The 15,077-nt window shown below is 61.0% G+C and carries 13 protein-coding genes; 6 read left to right on the top strand and 7 right to left on the bottom strand.

Annotated elements, in window-relative coordinates; translation table 11 throughout:
• Positions 1 to 38: 38 nt before the first annotated feature.
• The 4 genes from ACFSDX_RS21450 to ACFSDX_RS21435 all read left to right on the top strand — a co-directional run bounded on the left by ACFSDX_RS21450 (position 39) and on the right by ACFSDX_RS21435 (position 4,406).
• Positions 39 to 1,562: an efflux transporter outer membrane subunit gene (locus ACFSDX_RS21450; RefSeq protein ID WP_382317317.1), complete on the top strand. Its 1,524-nt coding sequence runs from the start codon at positions 39 to 41 to the stop codon at positions 1,560 to 1,562.
• Between the two features lie 91 nt (positions 1,563 to 1,653).
• Positions 1,654 to 3,429 carry an ABC transporter ATP-binding protein gene (locus ACFSDX_RS21445; protein ID WP_382317315.1) on the top strand — a complete coding sequence of 592 codons (1,776 nt, stop codon included), beginning with the start codon at positions 1,654 to 1,656 and terminating at the stop codon, positions 3,427 to 3,429.
• A gap of 136 nt (positions 3,430 to 3,565) precedes the next feature.
• Entirely contained in the window at positions 3,566 to 3,937 is a 372-nt protein-coding gene (locus ACFSDX_RS21440) for a DoxX family protein (RefSeq protein WP_382317313.1), read from the top strand.
• Between the two features lie 61 nt (positions 3,938 to 3,998).
• Complete coding sequence (locus ACFSDX_RS21435; protein ID WP_382317311.1) at positions 3,999 to 4,406, top strand: hypothetical protein; 408 nt, start codon at positions 3,999 to 4,001, stop codon at positions 4,404 to 4,406.
• 123 nt (positions 4,407 to 4,529) lie between these two features.
• Here the strand turns inward: ACFSDX_RS21435 and ACFSDX_RS21430 are convergent, their stop codons facing one another.
• Complete coding sequence (locus tag ACFSDX_RS21430) at positions 4,530 to 5,561, bottom strand: SMP-30/gluconolactonase/LRE family protein (RefSeq protein WP_382317309.1); 1,032 nt, start codon at positions 5,559 to 5,561, stop codon at positions 4,530 to 4,532.
• A 177-nt stretch (positions 5,562 to 5,738) separates the two neighbouring features.
• Between ACFSDX_RS21430 and ACFSDX_RS21425 the strand changes: the two genes are divergently transcribed.
• Positions 5,739 to 6,827: an SMP-30/gluconolactonase/LRE family protein gene (locus ACFSDX_RS21425; protein ID WP_382317307.1), complete on the top strand. Its 1,089-nt coding sequence runs from the start codon at positions 5,739 to 5,741 to the stop codon at positions 6,825 to 6,827.
• Positions 6,828 to 6,925: 98 nt separating this feature from the next.
• Here the strand turns inward: ACFSDX_RS21425 and ACFSDX_RS21420 are convergent, their stop codons facing one another.
• The 6 genes from ACFSDX_RS21420 to ACFSDX_RS21395 form a co-directional block, all read right to left on the bottom strand.
• Positions 6,926 to 7,915 (bottom strand): aldo/keto reductase, encoded by a 990-nt coding sequence (locus ACFSDX_RS21420; protein WP_382317305.1) that lies wholly within the window; start codon positions 7,913 to 7,915, stop codon positions 6,926 to 6,928.
• Positions 7,916 to 8,075: 160 nt separating this feature from the next.
• Complete coding sequence (locus ACFSDX_RS21415; RefSeq protein ID WP_382317303.1) at positions 8,076 to 8,801, bottom strand: methyltransferase domain-containing protein; 726 nt, start codon at positions 8,799 to 8,801, stop codon at positions 8,076 to 8,078.
• Positions 8,802 to 8,924: 123 nt separating this feature from the next.
• On the bottom strand, positions 8,925 to 9,626 hold the full coding sequence (locus ACFSDX_RS21410; RefSeq protein WP_382317301.1) for a DUF2459 domain-containing protein: 702 nt from the start codon (positions 9,624 to 9,626) through the stop codon (positions 8,925 to 8,927).
• Positions 9,627 to 9,653: 27 nt separating this feature from the next.
• The gene (gene msrB, locus ACFSDX_RS21405; RefSeq protein ID WP_382317299.1) at positions 9,654 to 10,103 is read right to left on the bottom strand and encodes a peptide-methionine (R)-S-oxide reductase MsrB; all 450 of its coding nucleotides are present in this window, start codon (positions 10,101 to 10,103) and stop codon (positions 9,654 to 9,656) included.
• Between the two features lie 66 nt (positions 10,104 to 10,169).
• Positions 10,170 to 11,102 carry a DMT family transporter gene (locus tag ACFSDX_RS21400; protein ID WP_382317297.1) on the bottom strand — a complete coding sequence of 311 codons (933 nt, stop codon included), beginning with the start codon at positions 11,100 to 11,102 and terminating at the stop codon, positions 10,170 to 10,172.
• 75 nt (positions 11,103 to 11,177) lie between these two features.
• Positions 11,178 to 13,457, bottom strand: a complete 2,280-nt coding sequence (locus ACFSDX_RS21395) for an aconitate hydratase (RefSeq protein ID WP_382317295.1) — start codon at positions 13,455 to 13,457, stop codon at positions 11,178 to 11,180.
• A gap of 224 nt (positions 13,458 to 13,681) precedes the next feature.
• Between ACFSDX_RS21395 and ACFSDX_RS21390 the strand changes: the two genes are divergently transcribed.
• Positions 13,682 to 15,013: a TlpA disulfide reductase family protein gene (locus ACFSDX_RS21390; RefSeq protein ID WP_382317293.1), complete on the top strand. Its 1,332-nt coding sequence runs from the start codon at positions 13,682 to 13,684 to the stop codon at positions 15,011 to 15,013.
• Positions 15,014 to 15,077 lie beyond the last annotated feature (64 nt).

Here is a 15,077-nt window from a genome sequence, read left to right as displayed (position 1 = left end):
GATAATTGCTTGGCGAACTATTTTAGAATATACACAGAATGCGCATCCCTCTTATTTTAGTAGGCCTGACCCTAGGTGGCTGTGCGGCGACGCACTACCGCTATGACTCGCCCGCCCAGGCCGTGCCTACGGCTTGGAAGAATGCACACCCTGCCGACTCGCTCGGGCGCATTCAGCCCGAGCGGCCAGTGGCGGCCCCTACCGAAGTTCCAACGCAGCTTAGCCAAGTACCCGCCGCCGGGCCGTGGTGGGCCGTGTTCAACGACACCACGCTGACCCGGCTCGAAACGCAGGCCAATACCCTCAACTTCTCGACGCGGGCGGCCGTGGCGCGCGTCGAGCAGGCGCGGGCACAGCTGCGCATCGCCGACGCCCAACGGGCGCCGGTGGTGGCTCTTGCGCCTTCCACGTACTACTCGCAGCTGTCGGCGCTGCGGCCCCGGCAGGCTTCGGCTATTCCGGCCGTTGCTGTCAATCAGCAGCAGTTCTACGTGCCCGTCAACGTGAACTACGAGGTAGACCTGTGGGGCCGCCTGCGGCGCAACGCCCAGGCCGCTGATGCCAACCTGCAAGCCACCGAAGACGACGAGCAGGCCGTGCGCCTGACCGTGGCCGCCGACGCGGCCAACACCTACTTCGGGCTGCGCGGCCTCGATGCCGAGCTGCTGGTGCTCGACAGCGCCCGCCAGGCCCGCCGCTACAACGTGCAGCTCACCGCCGCCCGCTTTAAGGCGGGGGTAGACAATGAAATCGGGGTGCGCCGCGCCGAAACCGAGCTGGCCAACGTGGAAGCCAGCGCCGTGGAGCTGCGCCGCCAGCGGGCCGGCCTAGTAGCTTCGCTTTCTACACTTACGGGGCGGCCAGCCAGCAGCTTCGTGCTACCCTCGGTGCAGCCCGACTCGGTGGGCCCGGTCATTCCGCAGCCCACCAACCCCACCCCGGCCACGCCGCCCGGCCCGCTGCTGCCGGCGCCGCCCGCCATTCCGGCCAACGTGCCGGCCCAGCTGCTGGCCCGCCGCCCCGACCTGCGCCGCGCCGAGCGCCTGACCGCCGCCGCCGACCTGCGCGCCAAAGCCGCCCGCCTGGCCCGCCTGCCCACGCTGCAACTCAACGGCTACATCGGCCCGCAAACCACCAACGTAGGCGACCTGCCCAAGCTGGCCAACGCCTACACCTACTACGTGGGCGGCGGCTTCAACATCCCCATCTTCGACGGGGGCCGCCTGCGTGGCAACCAGCAGCTGGCCGAAGCCCAAACCAGCGAGGTAGTGGCCAACTCCCGCAACCTCACCCTCACCGCTTACGAGGAAGTCGAAACCGCCCTGGCCGACGTGGCCTTTAGCCGCGCCCAGCTAGCGGCCCAGCAGCGCGCGCTGCGGTCTGCCCGCCTGGCCGGCCGCCTCACCCTGGAGCGCTACCGCCGCGGCCTCACCGACTACTTCGCCGTGGTTGATGCCGACCGCCAAACCCTCGATGCCGCCCGCCTCGTGGTCCAAACCCAGACCACGCAGCTGCGAGCGGCCGTGCAGCTAGTGCGCACCCTAGGCGGCGGCTGGCAGTAGAAAGTAGCCTTACGCAACTTCGTTTCCTGCACAAAACTCCCGCTTACCTGTTCTCCTCGCGCCGGGCCCGCTGCCCGGCGCTTTTGCGTTTATGAAACTCCTCTACTCTTACCTGCGCCACTATTGGGTTTTGCTGGCGCTGGCGCTGCTATTGGCTGCCACCAACCAGATTTTTTCGCTGCTCGACCCCTACTTCTTCCGCAAATTGGTCGACCATTTTACGCCCAAGGGTGGCGGCAACACGGGGTTTCACCTGGTGCCGTTCTGGCCATTTTTTCGGGAAGCTATTCCCTACCTAGGGCTCATGCTGGGCGTGGCGATGATATCGCGCATTGCCAAAAACTTTCAGGATTACTACGTCAACGTCATCACCCAGCGGCTGGGCGCGCAGCTGTATTCCGATGGCTTGCAGCACTCGCTCGACCTGCCCTACCAGGTGTTTGAGGACCAGCGCTCGGGCGAGACCCTGGGCAAGCTCCAGAAGGTGCGCACCGACGTGGAGAAGCTTATTCAAAGTTTTGTCAACGTGCTATTTACCTCGTTGGTAGGCATCATCTTCGTGATGTGGTACGCCATCAGCGTGTACTGGCCCATTGCCCTAGGGTACTTCCTCACCATTCCGCTGCTCGGTATCCTGAGCTTTGCGCTGAGCAAGAAAATCAAGGTTATTCAGAAGACCATCGTGGGCGAAACCACGGCCCTGGCCGGCGCCACCACCGAAAGCCTGCGCAACATCGAGCTGATTAAAAGCCTGGGCCTGGCTAAGCAAGAAACCCAGCGCCTCAACGGCATCACCGACCGCATCCTGAAGCTGGAGCTGCGCAAGGTGCGCTACCTACGCTCGCTGAGCTTCGTGCAGGGCACGTTTGTGAACCTGCTGCGCAACGTCATTATCCTGCTGCTGCTGTATCTGCTGGTGCAGCGGCATATCAGCCTAGGGCAGTTTTTCTCGTTCTTCATTTACTCGTTCTCCATCTTTGGGCCGTTGCAAGAGCTGGGCAGCATCATCGGTGTTTACCGCGAAACCGAGGCTTCGCTGGCCAATTTCCAGCAGATTCTCGACACGCCCCGCGACGTGAAGCCTGCTCACCCGCAGCCCATCGCCAAAATCGAAACGCTGTCCTTCGACCACGTCGTGTTCAAGCACCTCACCGCCCCGGCCCCGGCCCTCGACGGCATTTCGTTCGGGGCCAAGCTCGGCGAAACCATCGCCTTCGTGGGCCCCAGCGGCTCGGGCAAAACCACGCTCGTGAAACTGCTTGTAGGCCTCTACCCCGCCCAGAGCGGCCAGATTCGCTACAACGATATTCCGAGTGCCGAGGTAGACCTCGACCAGCTACGCGAGCAAATCGGCTTCGTAACCCAGGATACGCAGCTCTTTGCCGGCACCATCCGCGAAAACCTGCGCTTTGTGGCCCCGCAGGCCACCGACGCTGAGTGCCTCGCGGCCCTGCACCAGGCCGCGGCCGACTCGCTGCTCGCCCGCGCGCCCAAGGGCCTCGACACCGTGCTCGGCGAGGGCGGCGTGAAGGTGAGCGGCGGCGAAAAGCAGCGCCTCAGCATAGCACGCGCCCTGCTGCGCCACCCTACCCTGCTAGTATTTGACGAAGCCACCTCGGCTCTCGACTCGCTCACGGAAGAGGAAATTGGCCGCACGGTGCGCGAGTTGTCGGGTTCACGTCAGCATATCACCGTGCTCATCGCGCACCGCCTCAGTACCGTGCTGCACGCCGACCGCATCTTCGTACTCGAGCGTGGGCAGGTGGCCGAGCACGGCCGCCACGACGAGCTATTGACTCAAAAAGGCCTCTACTACGCCATGTGGCGCCAGCAGATTGGCGAACGCAAAGAAGTGGCCGTGGGGTAAGCGCAGCCACTAGGCTAAGGCAACCAGGGTAACCTAGCCGTTGGGGCGCTATATCCGTGGGTATCAGCAAGGCGCCGCCCTTGCTGAAGACAGGCCGGTGGGATTACCTTGCGCCCGCTCACCTCATCTTTTTCTCATGGCCTCCTCTACCCGCAACATCATCGCCTGGATTTTACAAGTACTGCTGGCGCTTGCCTTCATCGCGTCGGGGGGCAATAAGCTTTTGCACCTAGCCGACACCGTGAAGGGGTTTGGCGGCATGGGCTTTCCGGGTTGGTTCGCCTACCTCATTGCGGGGGCCGAGGTGCTGGGCGGCATTGGGCTGCTGGTGCCGCGCTTCACGCGCCCGGCGGCCCTAGGGCTCATGGTCATCATGGTGGGCGCGGCCTATACCCACGCCACCAAGATTCCGGGCGGCCTATTGCCCAAGGGCTTCCCGGCCCTAGGTCTGCTGGCGCTGTTGGTAGTAGTGTATCTGCTACGTCGCCCCGCCGCTGCCCGCGCCTAAAACTATTCTTATTAAGTTAAAGGGTAGCGAGGCCACACCTGCGTCGCTACCCTTCTCTAGCATGGAATCGCCCGTTCAAACCGAAGAAGTATACGCCATCCCGGCTTCCTACCGGAAAATGGAAAACCTGCACATCCTGTTCTGGCTTGTCAAGGACATCAGCTGGTGCATGATTTGGAAGACGCTGGGCATCCTCATGGTTTTTCCGACCCTAGGTATTGCCCTCATCATTGCCTGGCGCACTCGCGCCTTGCAGTCGGAGCTGGCGCACAACCTAGCCATCGTATTCTGGATTTCAGCCAATTCGTACTGGATGATGAGCGAGTTTTTCGGCTTCGATACCCGGCCCGTCGGGCACCTTACCGATTTTAAGCACTTGGCTATCATTCCGTTCAGCATCGGGCTCCTGATTTTACTGTACTACTACCTCGTGCAGAAACCTCGCGAAACGCAAGTGGCGACGCTGTAAAGTAGCTTGGACTCTGTGAGTCCGAGCGCGAGCATAGCTCACATCTACGTTACCAAACGTCTGCAAGCGTGGATGTTCGCTCCGCTCACGCTCGGACTCGCAAAGTCCAAGCTACAGGCTGAATTACTTCCCTGGCACACCCTGGGCCAGCGTTTTGATGCGGCACACGAAGGTGGTCGCCATTAGGTACAACGAGTGGCCATCGTCGCCCCAGGCGCAGTTGGCCACTACCTCGCCGGGGTCGATGGTACCCAGCAGCTGGCCCTGCGGTGAAAGGATGAGCAGGCCACCCACGCCGGCCGCGTACACGTTGCCGGCCCGGTCTACCTTGAGGCCGTCGGGCACTTCCTTGAAGCGGTTTTTGGGTAAGGCAGCCATGTCGAAGAAGGTACGGCCCTTGCTTAGCTTACCATTCTTCCCCACTTCGTAGGCCATAATAATGGGGCGCAGTGAGTCGGCATTCGACACGTAGAGCGTGCGGCCATCGGGGCTGAAGGCCAGACCATTGGCGCGGGGCACATCGGTTATTTCGGCGGATACCTGGCCGTCGGGGGCGCGGCGAAACACGCCCGTGAAGGCCAGCTCGCGCGCGGGCTCCGGTCCTTTGTCTTTACCGAGCAGACCAAAGGGCGGGTCGGTGAAATAGAGCGAGCCATCGGGCGCCGATACCACATCGTTGGGGCTGTTGTAGCGCTTGCCCTGGTAGTTGTCGGTGAGGGTGCGCTTGCCGCTTTTCTCCCCTAGGGGCAACATGGCTAGGCGGCGGTCGCCGTGCTCGCAGAGCAGCAGGTTGCCCTTGCCATCCAGGGTCATGCCGTTGCTGGAGGGCTCGTCACTGTAGGGCAGGCGGCCAGTGTAGCCGCTGTGCTCCAGAAACTTCGAGCGACCGCCCTGCTCTTTCCAGCGGTAAATGGTGCGGGTCTTGGTATCCGAAAACAGCAGCATACTGCTGTCTGGCACCCACAGCGGGCCTTCGACGTGGGTATGGCCCGAAGAAATAATTTCAAGCTGCGCACCGGGCGCCACCAATTGGTCGAGGGCCGGGCGCTGGCGCACCACGCGGCCGGTGGTGAGGTACCTAGGCGCTTGCGCCTGGGCCGAACTAGCCGCTAACCCCAAGGCCAGGCAAGAAATAATAGAGAAACAGAAACGCATAGCCTATGTGCAGCAAAGGGAGCCCGCGCCCCCGTGAAACTTCGCTGCTTACCCGGCTCCGCACCCGAAGGTTGCGGTCGGCCACTCGGTTCAACCCTGGTCGGCCACCTTCGTAGGAACAGCTTCCGCGCCTTTCCGCGAACCTCTTCCGCGCCTTCCGCGGTAAAAATCTCCCTTATGCGCTTCCCCCCGCTCCTCGTCAGCCTGCTTTTTACGCTGTCGGCCGCCGCCCAAGACCTCAAAATCCCGCTGGAAGAAGTGGCCCAAACCGGCCATTACCAGCCCATCGGGGTCGGCGTCTCGCACAAGGGCCGGATTTTCATGACGTTTCCGAAGAAGAAAAACGATAAAAACTACTCCTACGACTACGGCTTGGCCGAAATCGTGAACGGCCAGCGCCGCCCCTACCCCAACGCCCTCTGGAACCAGTGGGATTCGACCCAGGCTGCCACCCGCTTCGTGAATGTGCAAGCCGCCGTGGTCGATGCCGACGATAACCTCTGGGTGCTCGACCCCTCCAATCCCGACGACCAGGCCCCCGTTATCGCGGGCATCAAGCTGCTCAAAATCAACCTAGGGACCAATAAAGTCGAGCGCATCTACCGCTTCGAGGACTTGCCCCGCGAGCGCACCGGCCTTAATGATGTGCGCATCGACACACGCCGCCAAATGGCTTACCTCTCCGACCCGGTACTGGCCGCCATCGTGGTGCTCGACCTGAAAACCGGCAAGAGCCGCCTCGCGCTGCAAGGCCATAAATCAACCACTACCGAGCCAGGCTTCGTGCTGCGCCTCGACGGCAAGGAGGTGAAAGACAAATCGGGTAAGCCCTTTAGCAGCAACGTCAACGGCATTGCGCTACCACCCGATGCTAAGTATTTCTACTACCGCGCCATCAATCAGACCAAGCTCTACCGCATCGGCACCGAGTACCTGGCTAACCCCGCACTGAGCAACGCCGAGCTCACCACCCACGTCGAAACCGTGGGCGAAACGGGCGTGAGCCACGGCATGCTCGCCGACGAAGCCGGCAACATCTACCTCTCCGACTCGCCCAACTACGCTATCCGGCGCGTGACGCCCGCCGGCCGCTTCGAAACGCTGGTACACGACCCGCGCCTGAGCTGGCCCGATACCTTCGCCCTAGGTCCCGATGGCTACTTGTACCTTACCGCCACGCAGATAAACCGCGCTCCGAAGTGGAACGGCGGCGAAAGCAAGGTTGATTACCCGTTCCGCCTGTACCGCATCAAGCTGCCTAAATAGCCCGCTTGTCATTGCGAGCGGAGCGAAGCAATCGCACCTGTTAAGCCACGCCGCTCAGGTGCGATTGCTTCGCTCCGCTCGCAATGACAACTATTTTTCTACCAAATCTGGTGCACCTGCGGCCGAATCAGGCGGTCGTACACTTCGCGCACGGCAGCCAGCTGCTCGGTGGTCAGTGCGGGCACCTCCTCCGTTTTCAGGTTAGACAGCAGCTGCTCGGGCTTGGAGGCGCCGGGAATGATGCAGCTGACCTCCGGAAACATTAATATCCAGCGCAGCGCCACGGGCGCCAGACTGGGCTGGCCGGGGAATACTTTTTTCAGTTCCTCCACCGCCGCCAGGCCGGTGTTATAGTCTACTCCCGCGAAGGTTTCGCCCTTGTCAAACGCCTCACCGTTGCGGTTGAAATTGCGGTGGTCATCTTTCTCGAAGGTCGTCTGGGCCGAAAACTTGCCCGTGAGCAGGCCGCTGGCCAGCGGCACCCGCACGATAATACCCACGTCGCGGCGCTGGGCTTCTTTGAAGAGCAGCTCGGCCGGGCGCTGCCGAAACATGTTGAAGATGACTTGCAGCGTCGTCACGTTGGGGTATTCGATGGCTTTCAGGCCTTCCTCGACCTTCTCCACGCTTACGCCTAGGTGCTGAATTTTACCTTCTTCCTTGAGGCGGTCGAACACCTCAAAAATTTCGGGGCGGTAGTAGACCTCCGTGGGCGGGCAGTGCAGTTGCACGAGGTCGAGGGTGTCGAGACCCATGTTGCGCAGGCTGTCCTCCACAAAGCCGCGCAGGGCGGCGGGCTGGTAGGCTTCGGCGGTGTGGGGCTGGAGGCGGCGGCCGCACTTGGTAGCCACGTAGATGCGCTCGCCGCTGCGGCTGCGCACGAGGCGGCCCACGGCTTTCTCGCTTTCGCCATCGCCGTACACGTCGGCGGTGTCGATGAAGTTGATGCCCGCGTCTACGGCCGCGTTTAGGATGTGGTCGGCATTCTGGTGGCTGAAGGACTCGCCCCATTTGCCGCCCACCTGCCAGGTGCCGAGGCTGATTTCAGAGATGGAGAAGCCGGTTTTGCCGAGGGTGCGGTGATGCATGAGTGGTGGGTTTAAAACAAGAAAAGCGGGCCTAGGCCCACTTTTCTAACTCTGAAATGGACCTAGGGTTGCGGCTGGCGAGCCAGTTGCGCGGACTTTGCAGTCCGCGTTCGTCATAGGTGTTCGCAAACAAACGCGGACTACACAGTCCGCGCAACGGCTAAATCTTGCCCTCGCCCACGCACGTCACGCCAAACAGCTTGTTGGCCGACGCGATTTTCATCTCCACCGAAGTTAGCCCCAGCAAAATATTATTCACCACCGGGCTGAAGGGCCGCATGTTCGATGCCGCGTCTTTGCCCTTGAGGTTGTCGAGCTGACGCACGGTCCATATCATCGGAAATAGGCCGCCGTAGAGGTAGTAGTTGCTGATTTTGCGGAAGCCCGCCGTTTGCAGCACCTTGCGCAGCATCGGGATTTTGTAGCGCCGGTAGTGCCCTAGGTACACGTCGTGCCCGCTCCAGAGCGACTGAAACGCCGGCACCGTGATGAAGAAGTAATTATTATCGCCCACGCAGGCCGCCTTCACGCTTTGCAGCATGGCCAGGTCGTCTTCGATGTGCTCGAGCACGTCCATCATTATCACCAGCCCGTTCTCAATCGTGGCGGGAATACCGTGGACTTTCTCTATTTTCTGGCCCTGCGTCAAGGACATTTCCTCGGGCGAGTAGCCCGTATCGACGAGGTAGACCTTGCTGATGGCATCGCCGTACAGTTTTTCGAGCTCGATGGCGAAGAAGCCCGACCCCGACCCAATGTCCACGATGGTCAGCGGCTTACCACCGGCCAGCGCCTTCTTGGCGTAGTTCAGCAGCGGCAGCTTTTTGCTTTGATAATACCAATGCACGTGCGGGTCAACACCGGCTTCAAGTTCTTTTAAATCCATGCGACTAAGTAAATTCTTGCTTAAGTACAGTGTCGTAAATATAGGCCGCCCATTCACATCCCGGGTTTTCAGCGGCCTCACGAGCCGCTGCCGGGCCGTGGCCGCCGCAGTTAATAAGCTAGCTTACTGCGGGTAATGCCGAAAAATGCCGCCGGCCAGGGGCGTCCACCAGGCCGCCGGCTGGCCGCTCACTTTCAGGCCATTGTTGGCCCAGGTGTTGCAGGTATGCCAAAAACTGTACGCCCACTGGCCCTCGTAAAAGGCATCGTGGCCGGCGTAGGTGTGGCCCGGCAGGTACTGCACGCGGCCATCGGCCCCTGGCCGGAAGCTGCCCTGCACGTAGGCCACCAGCCTGGCGTATTGGGCCGGCGTGAGCTCGAGGCGCACGCAGGTGGGGCTGGGCCGCAGCTCCTGGGTCGTGCGGAAGGTGGTGTGCATGGCCGAAGTACCCAGGTGAAACGCCGCCCGAAAGGCAATCGGCAACGTTAAATCGCCCCAACCCGGAATGTAGAAAAAGCCCTTGTCGCCCCAGCCAAAGGCCAGGTAGTCGTAGCCCGCGCTGTCGCGGCTGGTGGTGTGCGCAAATTTTAGCTGCCGGCTCCAGTCCACTTGTGGGGTGCGCACGGGCAGCACTAGGTCGGTGTGCACGCCGTTGGGCGTGTAGAGGTACACCGGGATGCGCGGCCCACCCGACGGCACCGGCTCGGCCGCCACCGGCACCAGCGCCAGGCCAAACGCGGCGGCCACATACAGCAGCAGCACGGCCACGAAGCCACCTAGGGCGTAGCTGATAACTTTCAGAGTTTTGCGAAAGAAGGTGCTCATACCCGGCAAACATAGCGCCGCCGTAGGTCACTCCTCGCCCAGCCGCACCAAGCTCGCCGAATTCAGGCAATACCGCAGGCCGCTGGGCGCCGGCCCGTCGGGGAAAACGTGCCCTAGGTGCCCATCGCACGCGTTACAGCGCGCCTCGATGCGCTGCATGTGGTGGCTGTCGTCAAAGGCGTAGCGGATGGTATTTTTGGCCGCGGGCTGCGTAAAGCTCGGCCAGCCCGACATGGCGTGGTACTTCGTGGCCGCGTCGAACAGGCGGCTGCCGCACCCGACGCAGGCATACACGCCCGGCTCGTAGCTGCGGCAGTAGGCGTTGCGATACGGCGGCTCGGTCTCGTGCTGCCGCAGCACCGCGTACTGCGACGGTGTCAACTGCGCCCGCCACTCGGCCTCCGATTTTTCGACGCGGCAGGGCGGCTCGGGGTTGCTGTATTTGGCGTAGTAAACGATGTCTTTCCAGCGCAGCATAAGGTTGTAGAATTTCGCAAAAAAGCCCGGCTACGGAGCCAACCGGGCTCGGCAACTACCCTAGGGTTAGCGCGCTGGCACAGCCGCCGACCTTTTCCAACTTAGCAGCAGTACGCCGGCTACGACCAAAGCCGTACCCCCGATTTGAGCCACGAAAATCGGCTCGTGCAAAAAGAAGTGCGCCTGCGCTATCGTAGAAATTGGCCCGATGCCGCTGATAATAGCCACATTATTAGCCCCAATGCGTTTCAGGCCCTGCGATATCAGGAAGGAGGGCAACACGGTAGAAAAGATGGCCAGCCCCAGGCCGTAGCCCCACAGCGCGCGGCTCGCCGCCAGCACCTCGCCGTGTCCCGCCAGGGCGAAGTGGCTAAAAATACCGGCAGTAGCCGCCAGCATCGCGTAGGCCGTGAACTTAGTAGCGCCCACCACCGGAATCAGCCGCGCGCTGCCCGCGATGTACATGGAGTAGGTGACGGCGCACAACACCACCAAAATGCTACCTAGGTACAAGCCCGGCCCGGTGGTGTCAATCGCCAGCTCGCCGACGTAGGCGATGACGATGCCGAGGTACGTCAGCAGCAACGCACCCTTCTGCACGCCCGTGATGCGCTGCTTGAACACCACCGCGTTGAGGAACACCACAAAGCTGGGATACAAAAACAGCAGCAGCCGTTCGAGGCCCGCCGACACGTATTGCAGGCCGATAAAATCCAGCAGGCTGCTCACGTAATAGCCTAGCACGCCCAGCACTACCACGGCGGCCCACTGGGGGCGAGTCATGCGCACGTTGCTCTTTTTGCTTGATACGAGCAGGGCAATTACCCCGTAAAATGGCAGCGCAAACGCCATGCGCAGGGTCAGCAGCGTAAGCGCATCGGTGTGCGTGGCGCCAAACGCCAGCTTAACGAGGATGGCCTTGGTAGAAAACAAAATGGCACCTACCAGCGTGAGTATAAAGCCAATGAGTGGTAAGCCGGGCCGGGAGGAAGGAGTCATGCGGTTCTGCATAAAAAAGGCCGCTCCAATCAGATTGGAACGGCCTTTCAAAAATCAGCTTGGTAGCTTCCGTACTTACACCGCCACGCCGCTTTCCTGCAACTTAATGAGGTTCAGGGCCGAGCCAGCTTTGAACCAGCCAATCTGGCCTTCGTTGTAGGTGTGGTTTACCGTGATGAGGTCGGTGTCGCCGTCGGCGTGGCGCAGGCGCACTTGCAGCGGCTTGCCGGGGGCGAAGGTCGTGAGGCCGAGGATGTCGATTTGGTCGTCTTCTTCGATGAGGTCGTAGTCGGCCTTGTTATCGAAGGTGAGGCCCAGCATTCCCTGCTTCTTGAGGTTGGTTTCGTGAATACGGGCGAAGCTTTTCACCAGCACGGCGCGCACGCCGAGGTGGCGGGGCTCCATGGCGGCGTGCTCACGCGAGCTGCCTTCGCCGTAGTTCTCGTCGCCAATCACGATGCTGCCGATGCCCATGCTCTTGAGATTGCGGGCCGCCTGCGGCACGGGCACATAGGGCTCACCCTGGATGCCACTGGCTTTCACCGAGTTGGTTTCGCCGGTGAACGCGTTGGTGGCGCCGATGAGCATGTTGTTGGAAATATTGTCCAGGTGGCCGCGAAACTTCAGCCACGGGCCGGCCATCGAGATGTGGTCGGTGGTGCACTTGCCCTGGGCCTTGATGAGCACGCGCAGACCCACGAGGTCGGTGCCTTCCCACTGTTTGAACGGCTCCAACAGCTGGAGGCGGTCGGAGCTGGGGTCAACCAGCACCTGCACACCCGAGCCATCGGCGGCGGGCGCCTGGAAACCAGCATCTTCTACGGCGTAGCCAGCCGGAGGCATTTCCAGGCCGCGGGGCTCGTCGAGCTTCACGGGGCCGTTGGTGCCGGGCAGCGTGTCGGTGAGCGGGTTAAAGGTCAGGTCGCCGGCGATGGCGAAAGCCGTCACGATTTCCGGCGAAGCCACGAAGGCGTGGGTGTTCGGGTTGCCGTCGTTGCGCTTGGCAAAGTTGCGGTTGAAGCTCGTGATAATCGAGTTCCGGCGCTTGGGGTCGTCGGTGTGGCGGGCCCACTGACCGATGCACGGGCCGCAGGCATTAGCCAGCACCACGCCGCCCATTTCGGCGAAGGTGTCGAGCAGGCCGTCGCGGGCCACCGTGTAGCGCACCAGCTCCGAGCCGGGCGTGATGGTGAACTCGGCCGCTACGTGCAGGCCTTTATCCACGGCCTGCTTCGCTATCGAGGCCGCGCGGGTGATGTCTTCGTAGGAAGAGTTGGTGCACGAGCCAATGAGGCCCACTTCCAACTTCTCGGGCCAGCCGTGCTCCTTTACGGCGGCGGCAAACTGCGAAATCGGCCACGCGGCGTCCGGCGTGAACGGGCCGTTCACGTAGGGCTCCAGCGTGTTGAGGTCGATTTCGATGAGCTGGTCGTAGAACTGCGCGGGGTCAGCGTACACTTCATCGTCGGCGCGCAGGTGCGCGGCTTGCGCGCGAGCTAGGTCCGCAATTTCGGCGCGGCCGGTGCCACGCAGATAATCGCCCATCTTTTCGTCGTAAGCAAATACCGAAGTCGTAGCCCCGATTTCTGCGCCCATGTTACAGATGGTGCCTTTGCCAGTTGCCGAGAGGCTTTCCGCACCCTCGCCAAAGTACTCGACAATGGCGCCGGTGCCGCCTTTCACGGTCAGGATGCCAGCTACGCGCAGGATTACGTCTTTAGCCGAGGTCCAACCGCTCATTTTGCCGGTCAGCTTCACGCCAATCACTTTCGGGAATTTCAACTCCCAGGGCATACCAGCCATCACGTCCACGGCGTCGGCGCCGCCGACCCCGATGGCAATCATACCTAGGCCACCCGCGTTGGGGGTGTGCGAGTCGGTGCCAATCATCATGCCGCCGGGGAAGGCGTAGTTTTCCAGCACTACCTGGTGGATGATGCCCGCGCCCGGCTTCCAGAAGCCGATGCCGTATTTATTGGAAACCGAAGCCAGGAAGTCGTAGACTTCTTTGTTCTCGCTGTTTGCAATAACCAAGTCTTCAGTGGCGCCGTCCTTGGCCTGAATCAGGTGGTCGCAGTGCACGGTCGAGGGCACGGCCACTGTGGGCTTGCCGGCCTGCATAAACTGCAACAGGGCCATTTGGGCCGTGGCATCCTGCATGGCCACGCGGTCGGGGGTGAAATCCACGTAGCTCACGCCGCGTTGGTAGGCTTCGCCTACTTTGCCACCAAAGAGGTGGGCGTACAGGATTTTTTCGGTAAGCGTGAGCGGGCGGCCAACGGCCGTGCGGGCCGCTTCGATGCGCGAGCCGAGGCCCGCGTACACGGTCCGAATCATATCAAGGTCAAACGCCATAGGGAGGAGAGTGGGTTATTAGCTTAGGCGCAAAAGTAATTCGGCGGGTAAGCAATTGCTAGGAATTTGGTAATTTAAGACTATACTTAGAAGCTGTCCAAATAAAGTGGCTTGAGTCAGTCTACATATTTACGTACGTGCGCCTACAAGTGCTGAGCCAATAGCGGCCATTAATATAACTAAGGCGTTGCCTTGCTAGTTTCAAGCCTTCTATCTTGCCTCTTATGAAAGCTCTTTCGCTTGCGCTCCTAGGTACTACCCTACTGGCCGGCTGCAACTCTACCGCCACCTCTGGCTCGGCTGATACGCCGGCCGCTTCGGCTGCCGCGCTGCTTACGCCCGGCCCGTGGCGCGGCGAGCTGGCCATCCAGGGCCAGCAGCTGCCCTTCTTATTCGAAGTAAAAACCGAGGCCGGCAAGCCCGTCGTCTACCTCGTCAACAAAGGCCTGAACGGCGAGGAGCGTCTGCGCTGCGACGAAATTTCGGCGGCCGGCGACTCGGTTACCATCCGGCTGCACGTTTTTGATGCGGCGCTAGTGGTGCGCGCCGATGGCAAAAACAAGCTGAAAGGCACCTGGGTGAAATACGACGCTAAGACGCCCTACAGGGTGCCGCTGGCGGCGGCGGTGGGCCAGCAGCTGTTTCCTAATAGCACTTACAGTGGCAATATGCTTCCTGCATTTCACAAAGAAATACGGCATACCGCTATCTATAAGACTCAATTTAAAGGTTCTGATGGCGCTACTTATCCGGCAGTTGGCGTATTCAAATACGATTCGCTCAACGCTGATAAAATTAGCGGCACTTTCTTAACTTCAACTGGCGATTATCGCTACCTGAATGGCACAGTTAGACTCAATAAAGGCAATTCAGCTTTGGAACTGGTCTTGAGTACGTTTGATGGCAGCCACGCCTTTCTTTTCACCAGCTTAATCGATAAAGCTGATATAAGGAATCTTAACGGCGACTTCTACTCTGGCAAATCTGGCCACGAAACCTGGACCGCTACCCTCGACCCCAAGGCTAAGCTGCCCGACGCCGACACGCTCACCTACCTCAAGAAAGGCGAGTCGCGGCTGAATTTTAAGTTTCCAAGCGTGGTAGCGGGCAGCAGCATCTCCCCCACCGACCCCAAGTACCGGGGCAAGGTGGTCGTTATTCAGGTGCTGGGCTCGTGGTGCCCCAACTGCATGGACGAGACCAAGTTCCTAGCCCCTTGGTACGAGAAGAACAAGGCCCGCGGCGTCGAAGTCATCGGCCTAGGCTACGAGCGCATGCCCGAATATGCGCCTGCCGCCGCCCGCCTGCGCCAGCTGAAGGAGCGCCTCAACATGGGCTACGACTTGGCCGTGGCCGGTGTGGCCAACAAAGACTCGGTGGCTAAGTCGATGCCGCAACTCGCCAAATTCCTGGCTTTTCCCACCACAATCTTCCTGGATAAGAAAGGCGTGGTGCGCAACATCCACACCGGCTACAACGGGCCGGGCACGGGCAAGTACTACGCTGAAGAAGTAGCCAGCTTCAACCGCACCGTGGATAAGCTACTGAAAGAGTAGGCTCTAGGTGGCAAAAAAAAGAGGGAGGTGAACCGGCAACTGATTACGCTGCGGGTTCACCTCC

Origin of the sequence: Hymenobacter bucti, assembly GCF_042681145.1 — a bacterium.
Taxonomy (GTDB): Bacteria; Bacteroidota; Bacteroidia; order Cytophagales; family Hymenobacteraceae; genus Hymenobacter; species Hymenobacter bucti.
This window is presented reverse-complemented; position numbering and strand designations above follow the sequence as displayed.